Origin of the sequence: Streptomyces sp. NBC_01384, from assembly GCF_045040035.1 — a bacterium.
GTDB lineage: Bacteria > Actinomycetota > Actinomycetes > Streptomycetales > Streptomycetaceae > Streptomyces.
Map to the genome: position 1 here is coordinate 2972857 of NZ_CP109559.1, position 15590 is coordinate 2988446.

The 15590-nt window shown below is 71.9% G+C and carries 13 protein-coding genes and 1 pseudogene; 9 read left to right on the plus strand and 5 right to left on the minus strand.

Going from position 1 to position 15590, the window contains the following annotated elements; translation table 11 throughout:
* The first annotated feature begins 95 nt into the window (after window positions 1-95).
* The 9 genes from OG747_RS13520 to OG747_RS13560 all read left to right on the plus strand — a co-directional run bounded on the left by OG747_RS13520 (window position 96) and on the right by OG747_RS13560 (window position 11771).
* Window positions 96-1073 (plus strand): DUF3068 domain-containing protein, encoded by a 978-nt coding sequence (locus tag OG747_RS13520; RefSeq protein ID WP_405879574.1) that lies wholly within the window; start codon window positions 96-98, stop codon window positions 1071-1073.
* Between the two features lie 229 nt (window positions 1074-1302).
* Complete coding sequence (locus OG747_RS13525; RefSeq protein WP_405879575.1) at window positions 1303-2508, plus strand: glycosyltransferase family 4 protein; 1206 nt, start codon at window positions 1303-1305, stop codon at window positions 2506-2508.
* Between the two features lie 5 nt (window positions 2509-2513).
* Window positions 2514-3293 (plus strand): class I SAM-dependent methyltransferase, encoded by a 780-nt coding sequence (locus tag OG747_RS13530; RefSeq protein WP_405879576.1) that lies wholly within the window; start codon window positions 2514-2516, stop codon window positions 3291-3293.
* Window positions 3290-7789: an alpha-(1->3)-arabinofuranosyltransferase family protein gene (locus OG747_RS13535; protein WP_405885528.1), complete on the plus strand. Its 4500-nt coding sequence runs from the start codon at window positions 3290-3292 to the stop codon at window positions 7787-7789. Before OG747_RS13530 ends, OG747_RS13535 begins: the two co-directional genes overlap by 4 nt.
* Window positions 7786-9111 carry a condensation protein gene (locus tag OG747_RS13540; protein ID WP_405879577.1) on the plus strand — a complete coding sequence of 442 codons (1326 nt, stop codon included), beginning with the start codon at window positions 7786-7788 and terminating at the stop codon, window positions 9109-9111. The genes OG747_RS13535 and OG747_RS13540 overlap by 4 nt, the downstream gene beginning before the upstream one ends.
* The gene (locus tag OG747_RS13545; RefSeq protein ID WP_405879578.1) at window positions 9108-9890 is read left to right on the plus strand and encodes a methyltransferase domain-containing protein; all 783 of its coding nucleotides are present in this window, start codon (window positions 9108-9110) and stop codon (window positions 9888-9890) included. Before OG747_RS13540 ends, OG747_RS13545 begins: the two co-directional genes overlap by 4 nt.
* Before the next feature lie 15 nt (window positions 9891-9905).
* The gene (locus OG747_RS13550) at window positions 9906-10811 is read left to right on the plus strand and encodes a hypothetical protein (protein ID WP_405885529.1); all 906 of its coding nucleotides are present in this window, start codon (window positions 9906-9908) and stop codon (window positions 10809-10811) included.
* Window positions 10808-11035 carry a Trm112 family protein gene (locus OG747_RS13555; RefSeq protein WP_405879579.1) on the plus strand — a complete coding sequence of 76 codons (228 nt, stop codon included), beginning with the start codon at window positions 10808-10810 and terminating at the stop codon, window positions 11033-11035. Before OG747_RS13550 ends, OG747_RS13555 begins: the two co-directional genes overlap by 4 nt.
* Before the next feature lie 130 nt (window positions 11036-11165).
* A complete protein-coding gene (locus OG747_RS13560) occupies window positions 11166-11771 on the plus strand; it encodes a hypothetical protein (RefSeq protein WP_405879580.1) in 606 nt (201 codons plus the stop codon).
* Here the strand turns inward: OG747_RS13560 and OG747_RS13565 are convergent.
* The 5 genes and pseudogenes from OG747_RS13565 to OG747_RS13585 form a co-directional block, all read right to left on the minus strand.
* Window positions 11752-12654: a RimK family alpha-L-glutamate ligase gene (locus OG747_RS13565; protein ID WP_405879581.1), complete on the minus strand. Its 903-nt coding sequence runs from the start codon at window positions 12652-12654 to the stop codon at window positions 11752-11754. The two genes, OG747_RS13560 and OG747_RS13565, sit on opposite strands and share 20 nt — an antisense overlap.
* An 82-nt stretch (window positions 12655-12736) precedes the next feature.
* A pseudogene (locus OG747_RS13570) lies at window positions 12737-12975 on the minus strand (pyridine nucleotide-disulfide oxidoreductase); the annotation flags it as partial.
* A gap of 30 nt (window positions 12976-13005) precedes the next feature.
* Window positions 13006-14226, minus strand: a complete 1221-nt coding sequence (locus OG747_RS13575; protein ID WP_405879582.1) for an MAB_1171c family putative transporter — start codon at window positions 14224-14226, stop codon at window positions 13006-13008.
* Between the two features lie 6 nt (window positions 14227-14232).
* Window positions 14233-14775 carry a toxin-antitoxin system, toxin component family protein gene (locus tag OG747_RS13580; RefSeq protein WP_405885530.1) on the minus strand — a complete coding sequence of 181 codons (543 nt, stop codon included), beginning with the start codon at window positions 14773-14775 and terminating at the stop codon, window positions 14233-14235.
* Between the two features lie 116 nt (window positions 14776-14891).
* Window positions 14892-15521 carry a transcriptional regulator gene (locus OG747_RS13585; RefSeq protein WP_405879583.1) on the minus strand — a complete coding sequence of 210 codons (630 nt, stop codon included), beginning with the start codon at window positions 15519-15521 and terminating at the stop codon, window positions 14892-14894.
* Between the last annotated feature and the right edge of the window lie 69 nt (window positions 15522-15590).

Genomic DNA, 15590 nt, shown 5'->3' on the forward strand with positions numbered 1-15590 from the left:
CCTCCTTGTGTCGACGCACCCGTATCACCGCGTACCACCCCGCATCACCTGCATCACCCGTGCGTCGAGCCTTCTCACGCCCCTGGAGTGCCCGGATGCGCCTGAAAACCTCACCTCTCGCACTGGTCCTGCTGGGCCTCGGCACCTTTCTGCTCGTGCTGGCCCCGATGCTCGCGTGGTACGTGGAACCGCGGGCCGCCGTGAACCCGATCGACATCGACACCACCGCCGTCTACACCGGCACGGGCGCCTACTTCGACACCGCACAGGTCCAGACCCTGTACGACAAACGGATCACCGTGACCCAGCAGGTCAGAGGCGATGTCGCCGACAGCGAGCACAGCGGGCGCGCCGTCTGGGACGTGACGACGACGGTCGACACGGACAAGTCGCTGCCCGCGGCCGACCCGTACGACGCGCTGGAGTTCTTCCCGAACCGCTGGGTCACCGACCGGAAGACCAACCAGCCGGTGCACTGCTGCCAGGAGAACCCGTACTTCGAGGGTGACGCCTACCTCAAGTTCCCCTTCGACGTGCGGAAACACGCCTACCGCTGGTGGGACAACTCCCTCGGCGCACCCGTCACGCTGAAGTACCAGGGCACCAAGAAGATCCAGGGCTACACGGGTTACCGCTTCACCGGCACGGTCGCCCCGACGAAGATCGGCACCCGGATGGTGCCGGGCAGCATCGTCGACCTGCCCGATCGCCCCCAGGTGCTGGCCGAGGAGTGGTACTCCAACCACGGCATCGAGCTGGTCGTCGACCAGCGCACCGGCCGGGTGCTGTACGCCCAGGTCGGCCCGCGCAGGACGCTGCGCGCCCCGGGCTCCACGTACGACGCGACGCTGCTCCTGGATGCCGACAAGCTGGCCTTCACCCCGGCCACCCAGAAGGACCAGGTCAAGCAGGCGAAGAAGGAGAGCGGTCAACTGCGCATGCTGGGGCAGACGTTGCCCGTGGGGGCCGGCGTGCTCGGGTTCGCCCTTGCCGTGACGGGGGGCGTTTTGGTGGTACGAGGGCGTCGGAATCCCGGTTCATCCGGTAACTCCCCTTCGCCCCTCACGATGTGATGGTCTGTCAGCTCCAGAAAGCCCGGAATTTGTCACCTCGGTGAGTAGCAGCTTCGAATCGCCGGGCGAAAACTATCCACCCCCACCCGAGCACAGCCCGCCCACACTCCCGTGACAGCCGCCACCCGGCTCCCCCACAGATCGCCTGTTTTCCCGCACCATCGACTCATCTGCCCGACGCCCTGCCCCCCACGCTGAGTTCCGCACCCTGAGACGAGTTGGAGCACCCATGCCCCAGCACGTGCCCTCCCCGCTGCGCGCCGCGGTCCCGCGCGACGCACAGCCCACACCGTCCGTACCGTCCGTACCGTCCGTACATTCCGCACAGCCCGCACCGTCCCTTCCTGCGCTTCCCCCACAGCCGCGCCGCATCGTCTTCCTCGCCCACCGGGATCTCGGAAACCGGTCCGCGGGCGGCTCCGAGATCCTCGTCGACCGGCTAGCCGACGGGCTGACCGGCCTCGGCCACCAGGTCACCCTGCTCTGCGGCGGTCCCGCGGCCTTCCACGACTACCGGGTCGTCTCGGCAGGCGGCGACCTGGGCCACTTCCTGCGCGCCCGTTCCGCCTTCCACCGTCAGGTCGGCGACTGCGACCTGCTGGTCGAGGTCTGCAACGGCATGCCGTACCTGGCCCCGCTCTGGCACCACGGCCCCACCCTGTGCCTGGTCAACCACGTCCACACGGACCTGTGGCGGATGCGGTTCGGCGGGCCGCTGGCGCCCGCCGCCCGGATCGGCCGAAGACTCGAACACTGGGCACTGGCGGGCGCACAGCGCAGCAATCTGCTGGTCGCCGTCTCGCCGTCGACGGCCCACGCGCTGCGGGCGATCGGGGTGGAGCGGGAGCGCATCCGGGTCGTGCACAACGGGGTCGAGGAGCCGGGGCCGCGGGCCGAGCGGTCGCCGGAGCCGCTGTTCGTGGCGATGGGACGGCTGGTCGAGTACAAGCGGATCGATCTGCTGCTGCGGCTGTGGGAGCGGGTCCGTCCGGTCACCGGCGGCCGGCTGGTGATCGTCGGTGACGGTCCCGAGCGGGAGCGGCTCGAACAGCTCGCGGGTCCCGGCGTGGAGTTCGCCGGCCGTGTCACCGAGGCCGAGAAGCACCGGCTGCTGTGTGCCGCGTGGCTACTGCTGCATCCCTCCGCGGTGGAGGGCTGGGGCCTGGTGGTCACGGAGGCGGCGGCGCGCGAGACCCCGGCGATCGCCTTCGACGTGCCTGGCCTGCGCGACTCCGTGGTCGACGGCGAGACGGGCGTGCTGGCCCGCGGTGAGTCCTCCTTCGCGGCGGCCTGGTGCACCCTCGCCCTGTCCACCCACCGCCGCACCCTCATGGGCAAGTCCGCCCGCGACCGCGCGGCCCAGTACCGCTGGAACAACACGGTCCGCCAGTTCAGGGCGGTGGCCGCGGAGGCGGTCACCTCCTGGCGGAGGTGACGTCCATGGACGGCGACCCCGAGATACCCCGCCGAGCCCCCGCCAAAAGCGCGCCCCCCGCCTGGAAGGACCCCTCCTTCCGGCGTTCGTTCACGCTCTTCCGGGCCTTCATGCGGGAGCAGGACGATCCCGAGGCCTGCTACTCCCTGCTGGCCCGTGACGCCGCCGACCAGGTGGAGGCGTACGGCGCCGTCGAGGGCCGTACCATCGTGGACGTCGGCGGCGGCAGCGGGTACTTCACCGAGGAGTTCCGGCGGCGCGGCGCGCACGCGTACCTCTTCGAACCGGACGTGCGGGAGTTGGGGACGAAGCCCCCCGACTCGGCGGTCGTCGCGGACGGCTATCTGCTGCCGCTGGCCGACGGGGTCGCCGACGTCGCCTTCTCCTCCAACGTCCTTGAGCACGTCGCCGATCCGGGGACCTTCCTGAGCGAACTGGTGCGCGTCACCCGGCCCGGCGGACTGATCTACGTCTCGTTCACCAACTGGCTCTCCCCGTGGGGCGGTCACGAGTGGGCGCCCTGGCACTACCTCGGCGCGGAGCGGGCGCGGGCCCGCTATCACCGCCGTACCGGAAAGCCCGCCAAGCACACCCTCGGCGAGAACCTCTTCGCCGTACACATCGGCACCACCCTGCGGCAGGTGCGCGCCCGCGACGACGTCACGGTCGTCTCGGCGCGCTCCCGCTACTGGCCGTTCCTCGCCTCCGCCGTCACCAGGGCGCCGGGGCTGCGGGAGTTCGCCACCTGGAACCTCCTCCTCATCCTCCGGCGGTGTCCACCATGACGACCACGGTCCAGGCTCCTCCCCCGGCAGCCGTCCGCCCCGTGACGACCACTTCCGGCCCCCCGCACGGGCCGCGGTCCAGGCGCTGGCTGCTGGGGTTCTGGGCCGTGGTGTTCGTGCTGTTCCTGGCCGTGCACCCCGGACGCATGACGTTCGACACCAAGCTAGGTGTCGCGCTCGACCCGTGGCAGTTCCTCTCCGACCTGGGCCAGTTGTGGCACGACCGAGGCGGCTTCGGCGGCATCCAGGACCAGTACGTGGGGTACGTCTGGCCGATGCTGCCGTTCTACGGCCTGTGCAAGCTGATCCACCTCCCGGTGTGGCTGGCGGAGCGGCTGTGGCTGTCGATCGTCGTGTCCGTCGCCTTCTGGGGCGCCCTGCGGCTGGCCGAGCGGCTGCGGATCGGAAGCCCCGCCTCCCGGCTGCTCGCCGCCGTCGCGTACGCGTTGTGGCCGGTCTTCACGATCGTCGTCGGCTCGACCTCCGCCGCCGCGCTGCCCGGCGCCTTCCTCCCCTGGGTCCTGCTCCCGCTCACCGACGAGCGCTACAGCGCCCGCGTCGCCGCCCTCCGCTCGGCGCTGGTCATCCCCTTCATGGGCGGTGTGAACGCGGCGGCGACCCTCGCCTCGCTGCTCCCCGTCGGGCTGTATCTCCTCTCCCGTCCACGCGGACCCCGGCGGCGGAGACTGATCACCTGGTGGGTGCCGGGGGTGATCCTGGCGACGGCCTGGTGGGTGGTCCCGCTGCTGATGCTCGGCATCTACGGCGAGAACTTCCTTCCGTACGTGGAGACTTCACAGACCACGACCGCCACCATGTCCGCCACCGAGTCCCTGCGCGGCGCCGGGAACTGGGTCGGATATCTGCACTTCGGCGAGGCCTGGCTGCCGGCCGGCTGGACCGTCGCCGCCTCGGTGATCGTGATCGTCTGCTCGGCGCTGGCGGCGGGGCTGGGGCTCGCCGGGCTCGCGAGACGCGACATGCCCGAGCGCCGCTGGCTGGTCCTGACCGTGCTGTCGGTCGCGCTCCTCACCCTCGCGGGGTACGGCGGTGCGTTCGGCGCGCCCTTCCACGGTGTGGTCCAGGACTGGCTGAACGGCTGGCTGGTCCCCTTCCGCAACATCTACAAGTTCCAGACGGGGCTCGCCCTGGCACTGGTCCTCGGCCTCGCGCATCTAGTCGGGGTCGCGGCGGAGCCACGCGGCGCCCGCCCCGTACGCGGCCGCCGTTACGCGCCTCTCGTCGCCGCCGTGCTGATCCTGCCGGGGCTCGCCTGGCCGTACCTCAACGGGTCGATCCTCAACCCGGGTTCGTTCCAGCAGCTCCCCAAGTACTGGCAGACCACGGCCGACTGGCTGAAGAAGTACTCCCCCGACTCCCGCGCCCTCGTCGTCCCCGCCACCGCGCACGGCCTCTACACCTGGGGCTCCCCCATCGACGAGCCCCTCGACGTGCTCGCCGACTCCCGCTGGGCCGAGCGCGACTACGTCCCCTTCGGCACCCCCGGCAACCGGCGCGCCATGGACGCCGTCGAGCAGTCGCTGATGACGGGCAGTGATGTCCCGGGACTCGCCGACTACTTGAGCCGCTCCGGGCTCTACTACGTCGTCGTCCGCAACGACCTCGATCCCGACCAGCTCGGTTACGTCCCGACCCAGACCGTGAAGCGGACCCTGGAGCAGTCGGGCTACCAGCGCGTCACCGGCTTCGGGCCGGTCATGACCGGCGGCCGGATCGCCAACCACACCCCCCTCCAGGTCGAGGGCCTCTACCCGCGCCAGCGCGCCGTCGAGATCTACGAACCGGCGAGCAAGGACGTGCCGCGCCCCGGACAGGCCGGGCTCAGCGCCATCGCGGACACCGCCGTCGTCTCCGGCGGCCCCGAGGCGCTGCTGCCGCTGGCCGCCGACCCCTCGATGCGCGGCCGCCCCGCCGTCCTGACCGGCGACAACCATCCCGGTCTCGGCACCGCCGCGGTCCAGGTGGTGGGCGACGGGCTGCGCCGCGCCGACACCCGCTTCGGCCTGCTCAACTCCAACACCTCGTACACGTACACGCCCGACCAGCGCAACGACAGCGGCAGCACACAGGACGCCGGCAAGAAGCCGCACCAGATCCTGCCGACCAAGGGCATCCAGCACCAGACGGTGGCCGAACTGCGCGGCGCCCGCTCGGTGACCGCCTCCTCCACCGGCAACTGGCTCTTCTACCTCCCCCAGTACGACCCCGTGAACGCCTTCGACGGCAACCCCGACACCGGGTGGGCGGAGGGCGCGCCCGGCTCCGCGAACGGGCAGTGGCTGCGGATCCGCTTCGAGGGCTCCGTGAACATGCCGAAGTCCTTCAAGGTCACCCCGCTGCCGCAGGACGGCGTACGGTCCGCGGCGACCCGGGTCCGGGTGGAGACGGAGAAGGGCTCCGCCACCAGCTACCTCGAACCCAACGGCATGACCCAGTCCATCGAGTCCCCGCCCGGGTCGACGAGTTGGATGAAACTGACAATCGTCGACTCCACCGAGCAGCACGCCGGTCTCACCGGCGCGGGCTTCTCCGAGATCGCCCTCCCGGACGTCCAGGTGACCCGCCTGCTGAAGCTCCCGACCGACGCCGCCGGCTCGGACGCCTCCGCCGAGATCGTCTCCCTGCACCGCACCGCCGACCCCACCGGCCTCGCCCCGACGGGCACGGAGGCGGGCCTGCACCGCACCTTCTCCACCTCGACGGCGGGATCGTACGAGGTGAAGGCGAGCGCGGTCACGATCACGGGCGAGGCACTCGACAAGCTGCTGTACGAGGTCGCGCCCGAGCAGCAGAGCCGCATCGTCGCGACGGCCGACTCCACGACGGACCTCGGCCCCGGCCTCGACGCGCGCAACCTCACGGACGGCAATCTGACGACGGCCTGGATCGCCGGGGACAAGCCGACGATCCACCTGAGCTGGCCCGACAAACAGCCCGTCTCGTCCCTGGTCCTGGCCCCGGCGGGCGGCCTCTCCACCCGTCCGACGAAGATCGAGATCCGCTCCCCGGACGGGGACGCCGTGGTCGGGGTCGACGAGAACGGCTGGGCCCGCTTCGACCCGATCACCACGAACCACCTGGACATCACCGTCACCGAGACCGCGCCGCTGACCCTCCACAACCCGGTCGCGAACGCCGACCTGCAACTGCCGGTCGGACTGACGGAGGTGTACCTCCCCGCCCTCGCCCAGTACCGCAGCCCGCAGCCCCCGGAGACACAGCGGTTCTCGCTCCCCTGCGGGAAGGGGCCGACCCTCGCGGTCGACGGGAAGCTGTACGAGACGAGCGCGAAGGGGGCGGTACGGGATCTGCTGGAGCGGCGGCAGGTGGACCTGGCTCTGTGTCAAGAGGGAGCTGAGAATGCGGCGTTGGACCTCGGCTCCGGCTCGCACCGGGTCGAGGCCGGGGATGCCGGACCGCTGGCCGTGACGAATGTGACACTGACCCGGGGGAGTGTCACATTGGCGGCGGGCGCCGGTCGGGAACTGCGGATCGTGGACTGGCTGGGCGACCGCCGCGAGGTGACGGTCGGCTCCGGCGCCGCCTCGTACCTCACGACGTACGAGAACTACAACGACGGCTGGAAAGCCACGCTGAACGGCAAGGAACTCACACCGGTACGGCTCGACGGCTGGCAGCAGGGCTGGCAGATCCCGTCCGGCGCGGGCGGCACGGTCAAGTTGTCGTACGAGCCCTCGACGACGTACGAGGCCGGGCTGATCGGCGGCGGGGTCGGCGTGGCGGCTCTCGCGGGCCTCGTGCTGTGGCGGCGCCGCGAGGCCAACCCCGACGCGCCGCAGCCGGTGGCGCCGGGGGCCGGGCCCTGGCTCGGCACGGTGGCGCTCACGGTCGTGGGTGTCGTGATCGCGGGCCCGTTCGCCCTGCTGGTGCCCGCGCTGGCGCTGCTCGCGTGGAAACGGCACGCGCTGCTCGTACCGATCGCGTTCCTCGCGCTCGCGGGGGCGGGCATCGCTGCCGCGGTGGGTGCCGGGTCGGCGCCGGGGACGGGCGACGGGGCGTTCGGGCCCGCGGCGCAGTTGTTGGCGTTGATCGGGTTGTTCGCGGGACTGGTGAGCGTCCAGGAGCCGTCGGGGCAGGCGCAGGGGGTCGGAAACCCGGGAACCTCGGGCCCTGGAACCTCAAGCCCTGGAACCTCGGGAACACCGTTCCCGCTCGGCGTCCCAGCGGCCTCGCAGGCTCCGACGGCCCCGTTGCCGCGCCGACAGCGGGGCGAGAACGGCGGCCCGGGCGCCCTTGAGGAGAAGTCCGGCGCGGAGGCCGAGCCGACCGGGGAGAAGCCGGGCCCGGAGACCACGGCGCTCGGCGCCGCACCGGCCACCGGAGCCGAGCCCACCGCACAGGCCCCCGAGCCCGACCGTGTCCGTGTCTCCGGCCCCACCCTCTCCGCGCGAGGCCCCGGCAGCACCACACGCGGCCCCGCGGACGACGACACGGAGAGGGGCGAGCCTCTGTGACCGCGGTCGAGCACCCGGCACGGGACGGTACCGACGGGCCGCCCGGGCCCTGCGCCCGCGTTCCGTTCCCCGTCGTGGACGAGGTCGCCCGGCACTGCCTCCAGGAGGAGGAACCCGAGACCGTCCACATCGAGGTCCACCTTCCAGGCCGTCCGGACCCCGCCCGCCTCACCTCGGCCTTCACCGAGGCCCTGCACCGCCACCCCCGCATCCTGATGCGCGAGGCCGCGGGGCCTTGGTACCGCCGCCGCTACGAGTGGGAACTCACCCCCGACCCCGACGTACAGGTCGTGTCGTTCCCGCCGCCGGACCGGGACGCCCTCAAGCACGCCCGCGACCGGGCACTGGACCAGGCCCCGCCGCTGTCGGCCTCGCCGCCGATACGGCTGGAAGTCGTCGACGAGGACGACAGGTCCGACGGCACGGTCCTGTTCCTCACCGTCAACCACACCGCCCTCGACGGCCCAGCCTGCCTCCGTATCCTCGCCACCGCGGCAGAGTTGTACGGCGGCAAGGACAACTCCCCGGCCGCGCCCCCCGTGCGGACGTCCGAGAGGGAGGCGAAGGCCGGGAAGGTCGACACGCCCTCCACCTGGGCCCCGCCCGCCCGGGTCGCCCACGGCACCCCCGAGCCCTCCCCGGGCAACGGCCTGCTCGTCACCGAGCTCGGCGTCCCGCGCCGCCCCAAGGGCGCCCCGTACACCGTGAACGACCAGCTCATGGCGGCCACGGCCCTGATGATCGTCCACTGGAACAGGGAACACGGCGCCCGGCCGCGCCCCCTGCGCATCACGATGCCGGTCGACGACCGCTCCCGGGGCACGGACATGCCCATCGGCAACGGAACCCGGCTCGTCGAAGTCCCCTTCGCACCGGGGGAGTTGGACCCCGCGCGGATGGGCGAGCTGCTCCGCCGTACGGCCGAGCGGACGCGCGCCCTCAAGTCGCTCCCCCGTCCTCAACTCGGCCACGGGGCTGCCCTCTTGACCGCTCCCGTCGTCCCGGTCGCCTGGCGCGCCGCCCTCACCCGGGGCCTGCGCCGCGCCGCCGGGCCCTGGACCTCGACCACGCTGCTCAGCAACATCGGCCGCATCCCGTACGCGCTGGACTTCGGCGGGGAGGCCGGGCGCGCGCACGCGGTGTGGTTCTCGGCGCCCGCCCGGGTGCCCCGCGGTCTGACCGTCACCACGGCGTCCACCGCGGGCCGGCTGCATGTCGCCCTGCGCTGGTCGCGCACCCTGCTCAGCCACGGCGACGGCGCCCACCTCCGCGACCTCTTCGAGCACTATCTGCACGCGACGGAGGAGGACGTCAGCTCATGACGACCACGAACTCGACCACGACCACGACCACGAACTCGAACTCGAACTCGACAACAGTCGCTGCCCGCCGGGGACTTCGCGATTTCTACGAGGACCCCTCCGTCCCCGTCGCCTCCGGCACCCCCCGCAGCCTCCGCCAGGCCCGGATGCTGGCCGCCGCGCTCGGCCCCGCCACGGCCGGCGCACGGACGGTGCTGGACATCGGCTGCGGCGACGGCACCGCCGCCGCCACCGCCGCACCCCTGCTCGCCGGACACCGCCTCGTCGGCGTCGACTGGTCGCAGGACGCCCTCAGACGCGCCCACACCCGGCTGCCGTACGCGATCCGCGGCGAACTCACCGACGGCGGGCTGCCGTTCGCGGACGCGTCGGCCGACGCCGTGCTCTTCAGCGAGGTCATCGAGCACCTCGTGGACCCGGACAGCGCCCTGGACGAGATCCGCCGCGTCCTGCGCCCCGGCGGCCACCTGATGCTCTCCACCCCGAACCTCGCCGCCTGGTACAACCGCGCCCTGCTGCTCGCCGGAGTCCAGCCCGTCTTCTCGGAGGTGAGCCTGCGCGCCATCCACGGCCGCCCGGGGAAGGAGGTCGTGGGCCATCTGCGGCTCTACACCGCCCGCGCACTGCGGGAGTTCGTGACCGCTGCCGGCTTCGAGGTCGTACGGCTGGGCGGGGCGCCCTTCCACGGCGTACCGCGCCCCCTGCGGCCGCTGGACCGGCTGGCCTGCGCGGCGCCGCCCCTCTCCTCCATCCTCCTCCTGCACGCCCGAAGGACGTAGCCCATGTGGTGGGGAGTGGCCGCGGCCCTGCTGGCGAACGTCCTGTACAGCACCGGATTCGTCCTGGAGAAGCGTGCGCTGGCCGCGCTGCCCGAGGTGGACATCCGCCGCCCCGTCCGGCTGCTGCGGCTGGTGCTGGGCAGCCCGCTGTGGATCGGCGGCTCGCTGGCGCTGGCCGCCGGCTTCGGCGCCCAGCTCGCCGTCTACCGCACGCTGCCGATCGCCGCCGCCCAGGGCATCTTCGTCTCCGGACTCGTGCTGCTCGTCCTGCTCTCCTCCCGGCTGCTCGGCGAGGAGACGACGGGCCGCGAGCGGTACGCGCTCGGCGCGATCCTTCTCGCCCTGCTGATGATGGTCCTCTCCCTGCGCGAGGGCTCGGACCGGGTCAGCCGGAGCGCCCCCGCCCCGCTGATCCTGACCGTCTGCCTGCCGTCGCTGGCGGGGGGCCTGTGGCTGTACGGGTCCGCCGAACGCCGCGCCCGGCACCGGCACCGGATGCCGACGACGGGCGTCGAGTACGGCGTGGCGGTGGGCCTGCTGTACGGGGTGAGCTCGCTGGCCATCAAGGGCGTGTCGAGCTATCTGACGACAAGCGACCTGGCCGGGGCGGTGGTCGCCGTGCTCCGCTCCCCATACCCCTATCTCCTGCTCTTCACCGGCGCGTTCGGCCTCGTGATGTCGCAGGCGGCGCTGCAGCGCTGTCGGGCCTCGCTGATCGTGCCGGTCTGTACGACGGTGACCAGTCTGTTCACGGCGGTGCTCGGCACGCTCGCGTTCGGTGAGGCGCTGCCGCACGACCCGGTGCGGCTGACGCTGCGCCTGGCGGGCACCGCCCTCGCCGTGTCCGTGCTGCTGGTCATGCCCAAGCACGACACGGCACCCCAACCCACCATCGTGGCCAAGGAGTTGACGCCACCATGACCCCCGACGACCCGCTGCTGAAGATCCTGGCCTGCCCACTGGACAAGGGCCCGCTCCACCTGCTCGCGGCGGACGAGACCCCGGCTTCCGAGGAAGCGCTCTACAACCCGCGCCTGCACCGCCGTTACCCGATCGTCGACGGCATCCCGCAGCTGCTGCCGTCCTCCGGGGAGCAGGTCACGGAGGACGAGCACGAGGAACTCCTCAAACGGATGGCCCCTTGACGAGGACATGGGCCGCCCGGCTCGCCCCCCACCTCCCCACCCGCCCAGGACCCGCCCGGCCCCCGTTACGTGAACTCGGTCCTGTTCCTCCCGGACGGCCGCCGACCGGGCGCCCACCCGATGCGCGACCATGGACCCCATGCCCGCCAAGCGACCCGCCAGCCCCTTCACCCCGCTCGACTTCCAACTGGTCCTGCTGCGCCGCATGGCCGACCACAACCCGGACCTCGTCGAGGACGCCCGCCACCAGCTGGGCGTCTCCATCGCCGACATGCGCGAGGCCAACCGCCGCTGGCAGGCGATGCTGCACGCCCCGCGCTCCCGCGCCGCGACCTCCCGCTACCGCTCGATCCTCGGCGCCCCAGAGTCCGTGCAGCCGCGCCAGATCGGCGACCTTGCCTGCGAAGCCCTGCTCTGGCCCATCCCGCTCTGGCCGGACCTCCGCTTCGAGGTCCTCGTCGCCCCGAACGGCGTGGCCTGGAACGAGTGGCTGGTCCGCGCCCCGGGCGCCCCGGGCCCTGATCTCCGTACGGTGGACGACCTCCGTCCCTGGTCCTGCACGGTCGACGAGCTCGCCCACGCCTTCGCCCCCGCCCGCCCGCTGGAGGGCACGGCCCCCACCCGCTGGGGGCTGGCGTTCACGGCGCCGGACGCGTCGAGGGTACCGCGTGAGTGCGCGGCGGAGTTCACCTGGGGGCTGCTGCAGCGGGTGGCCGTCAGCGGAGAGCGGCCTTGACGATGGTCTCCGCGACGACGGGCACCGACTCCGGGTGCAGCCACAGAAACAGGTTCGGCTCGACGAGTTCCAGCTCCATGACGCACGGGTTCCCGTCGTCGCCGTCGACCAGGTCGACGCGGGCGTAGAGCAGCTCCGAGCCGTCCGGCCCCTGCGGTACGGCCGCGAGCGCGCGCTCGGCGACGGCGAGTTCGGCCGGTGTCGGCCGCCAGGGCTCCAGGCGGGGGTGCGGGACCTTGTCCGCGTCGTACGCCGTGCCGCGCGCGAGTACGGCACCCTTGCGGCTGGCGTGCAGGAAGCGGCCGCCGTAGAACTGGAGCGCGCGCTCGCCGGCGGTGTCGATGCTGGTCAGATAGGGCTGGACCATGGCGGTCAGCCCCTTCGCATGCATCCGCTCCAGCTGCCGTACGGCGGTCTCCCGCTCCTCGGGGATATAGCGGGCGGCGAGCCGCGCGCCCGCGCCGGAGGTGGGCTTGACGACGTACTCGTGGTCGTCGGGGAACTCGGCGGGCTCACCCGGCGCGAGATAGCGGGTCGGCACGGTCGGCACCCCGGCCTCCGCGAGATCGCCGACGTACCGCTTGTCGGTGTTCCACCGCACCACGGCAGCCGGGTTCGCGAGCCGCGTCAGCTTCCCGCAGCGCTCGGCCCACGCCACGAACTCCGCCACCCGCCAGCTGTAGTCCCAGGTGGACCGGATCACCACGAGGTCGAACGCCGCCCAGTCGACCTCCGGATCGTCCCAGTACCGGACGACGGCCTCCGCCCCGGCGTCCTCCAGGGCCGCCTTCAGCACGGGCAGATCCCGGTCCGCGCTCTCCTCGCCCTCTTCCGGCCTGTAGGTGGCGAGTGCGATACGGGCGCGGGCGGCTGTGCGGGCCACTGCGGACTCCTCCTCGTAACGGCTGCTGGTCCCCTGCGAGGCTAACAATCTCGGGGGGAACGACAGCAACGGTTCGGCCGCATCAGGTGGGGATGACCGCCTTCCACTCCTCGCGGGTGAGGGGCGGGGCGGTGAGCTGGGGCTTCAGGGGGCCGATCGCGGCTGCCAGGAGCACGCTGGGGGCGAGGAGGACATGGGTGCCGCGCTGGAGAGGGATGAGACATCGGTGAAGCGGCGGGCGACGCGGCCGTTGCCGGTGGCGGTGTAGAGGAGGCGGTCGACGTACGCGGCCAGCCAGCGGTCGCGGAGGGTGGGGCCGGATAGGGACACGCGCGGGTCCTCGGTCGGCGGTCATGGGGTCGGCACGCTCTCTGTCGCCGCGGCCGCGCGCTCGCGGACCGCCCGGATGTCGTCGGTGTGGTGGAGGGTTCGGGACACGGCCTCGATCTCCGCCAGCAGGTTTCCCGTGTCCGGGGTGTTGAGGGAAGCGGGGGCATCGTCCTGCCGGGTCCGCTTCTTGGCCTCGATGGCGTCCTGGATCGTCACGACATGGGCGAGGGCCCCTGCCCGGTCGGCGTCGAAGCCGAGGCCGCGCGCCGCGTCGTACGCCCTGCGCCACAGGTCCCCGTCGATGAACCGGGTCAGCTGCAGCAGCGCGTCCCGGATGAACGTCTCGCGGCGCGTCAGCCGCAGTTCGGGGGTGGCGCGGAGTTTGAAGGGGACGCGGTCGCCGCCCATGACGGTCCGCATCAGCCGGTACAGGGGCCGCAGGTGCCAGTGGGCGAGCCGGGTGCGCGTACGGCGGTGCAGATACTGGCCGGCGTGCGGAAGGACGAAGCCGACCGCGATGAGGATGGCGGAGAGGCAGGCGACCGGCGGGGCGAGGCCGGTGCTGAGCCAGTCGAGGTCGTGGCCGGTCCAGCGGGTGAAGACGGCGACGAGCTTGGCGCTGTCGAAGAGCAGGTTCGTCACGGAGCCGACGCCGAGGAACGTCAGGCCGCCGCGCAGCCAGCCGTCGAGTCCGTCGGTGCGGATCCAGTTCCGGATCAGCTTGAGCGTGAACAGGCCGGCCACGGTGTGCGCGAGCAGATAGAGCACGATCTCTTCGCCCATGAAGGGGGTGCGGGCGTAGTACGTGTCGAGGTCCCGCAACCGCTCGACGCGGGCGTCGGAGAGCGCGAACAGCACCCACAGCGCGACGATCACGCCCGCGTAGACGATGATCACCCAGCGGGTGGCGCGGCGGGTGACCTCGGAGCGGTCGGAGACGCCGTCGCGCCAGGCGATGACGAGCAGAAGGCAGGAACCGCAGAACGCGGTGATGAGGCTGTAGACCAGCGGCGCCGAGATGTTCGGTACGCCGGTGACACGGTTGGTCCAGGCGATGGTGGGAGGCGCCGCGAAGACGAAGACGCCGCAGGCGAGCACGAGGAGGCCGCCGACGGCGCGCAGCAGCGGGTCCTTCCAGAGCTTGACGATGCTGGGCAGTCTGATCGCCAGGGCGGCGGTGAGGACCGCCGTCGGGAGCCAGAAGGAGATGTAGAGACCGGCGAAGAAGCGGGAAGGGTGCATCGCCGGTCAGTCCTGGGGTCCGCGGTAGCCGAGGGAGGCCTGGATGGCCCGTCCGACCGGGTCGACGGGTCCCTGGGTACGGGGGCCGGTCACCCAGGAGCGGAAGACGCTGGCGAGATAGAGGCCGAAGTCCTCGGCCTCGGCCTCGTCGGCGTCGTGCGAGCCGTTGCGGGCGGCGACGGTGAGCGCGATCTCCTGCCAGCCGGGGTCGTCCGACAGGGCGCGGGCGGCGACGGCCGCGCCGGCGACGTGGTGGTGGGAGTGGGAGTGTCCCGCCATCATGTGCCACAACTCATGGCCGAGGATGACGAGTTGCTGGACCGTCGCGGCGCGTTCCTCGACGATGACGAGGTCGAAGTCGTGGAACTCCATCCACAGGCCGGTGACCTCGATCTCGTCGGGGAAGCGCTCGAAGCGGAGCTGGATGGGACGGTCGTTGCGGCGCCGGCTCATCTCCTGACACAGGGCCTGCGCCAACTCCCGTACGTCGACGGGCGCGTCGAGCCGCTTCTTCAGCGCGCGGGTGAGCTCGACGGCGAGTGCGCGCATCTCGGAGTCGGCCCGGCGGGAGAACAGAGCGGCGGCGCGCTTCCACACGGCGTGGAAAGGCCTCGCCGTGCGGAAAGGCCTCGCCGTGGGAAAAGGCTTCACCGTGCGGAGAGGCTTCACCGTTCCGCCTCCTCGCTGCTCAACAGCCCCTCGAGCATGAGCGCGAGGGCCTCCTGCTTGCGGGGCGTCAGCTGCCGGCCCCGCAGGGCGAGGGTGACGACTCCATGCTTGAGCGTGAACCTGAGCAGTGGTCCGTCCTCGGTGCCGTCATCCAGCTCCTGGAGGCCGCCTTCCCACTCGTGGAGGATGCGCCGCAGAGCCGTGTTCAGGGCGACGGGGGCGGGGTCGGTGAAGAACTTCGTGCCCTCCCCGATCCGGAAGAACTCGGCGAGCCGGGTGAGGTCCGGCACGTTCGGCATCTTGTCGCCGTTGAGCAGACTGCGGGCCCATTTGTCGCTGATCCCGAGCCGCCCGGCGACGTTCCGGCACACATCGGCGGGCCGCTTCCCGCTCTCGACGAGATACGCCTCGTACAGTGCCCGCACCCGCCCGCGAATCCGGTCGTCGACCTTGTCGTCGAGGGATGCGGCGCCGTCGAGAAGCGCCCGGATCTCCCCCTCGGCAAGGGCCGTTCGTCTCGACAACTCCCGTACGTCGAGGACGTCGCCGCGGTCGAGGCCCTTCTCGGCGATCCGCGCGTCGAGGCGCGCGAGTGTCTCGTGAAGAGGAGACAGTGACGCACTCACCCATGCGCTCCCGGCAGTTGACCCGTCACGTAGTACCGACGGTTTACCCGTCAAATGGTCCCGCTGTGG

What these genes read in the sequence shown, in the direction of transcription:
- OG747_RS13575 (WP_405879582.1), bottom strand. Translation starts at nt 14,226, where the DNA reads ATGCACCCTTCCCGCTTCTTCGCCGGTCTCTACATCTCCTTCTGGCTC.
- OG747_RS13525 (WP_405879575.1), top strand. Translation starts at nt 1,303, where the DNA reads ATGCCCCAGCACGTGCCCTCCCCGCTGCGCGCCGCGGTCCCGCGCGAC.
- OG747_RS13520 (WP_405879574.1), top strand. Translation starts at nt 96, where the DNA reads ATGCGCCTGAAAACCTCACCTCTCGCACTGGTCCTGCTGGGCCTCGGC.
- OG747_RS13560 (WP_405879580.1), top strand. Translation starts at nt 11,166, where the DNA reads ATGGACCCCATGCCCGCCAAGCGACCCGCCAGCCCCTTCACCCCGCTC.
- OG747_RS13555 (WP_405879579.1), top strand. Translation starts at nt 10,808, where the DNA reads ATGACCCCCGACGACCCGCTGCTGAAGATCCTGGCCTGCCCACTGGAC.
- OG747_RS13535 (WP_405885528.1), top strand. Translation starts at nt 3,290, where the DNA reads ATGACGACCACGGTCCAGGCTCCTCCCCCGGCAGCCGTCCGCCCCGTG.
- OG747_RS13545 (WP_405879578.1), top strand. Translation starts at nt 9,108, where the DNA reads ATGACGACCACGAACTCGACCACGACCACGACCACGAACTCGAACTCG.
- OG747_RS13530 (WP_405879576.1), top strand. Translation starts at nt 2,514, where the DNA reads ATGGACGGCGACCCCGAGATACCCCGCCGAGCCCCCGCCAAAAGCGCG.
- OG747_RS13580 (WP_405885530.1), bottom strand. Translation starts at nt 14,775, where the DNA reads ATGCGCGCACTCGCCGTCGAGCTCACCCGCGCGCTGAAGAAGCGGCTC.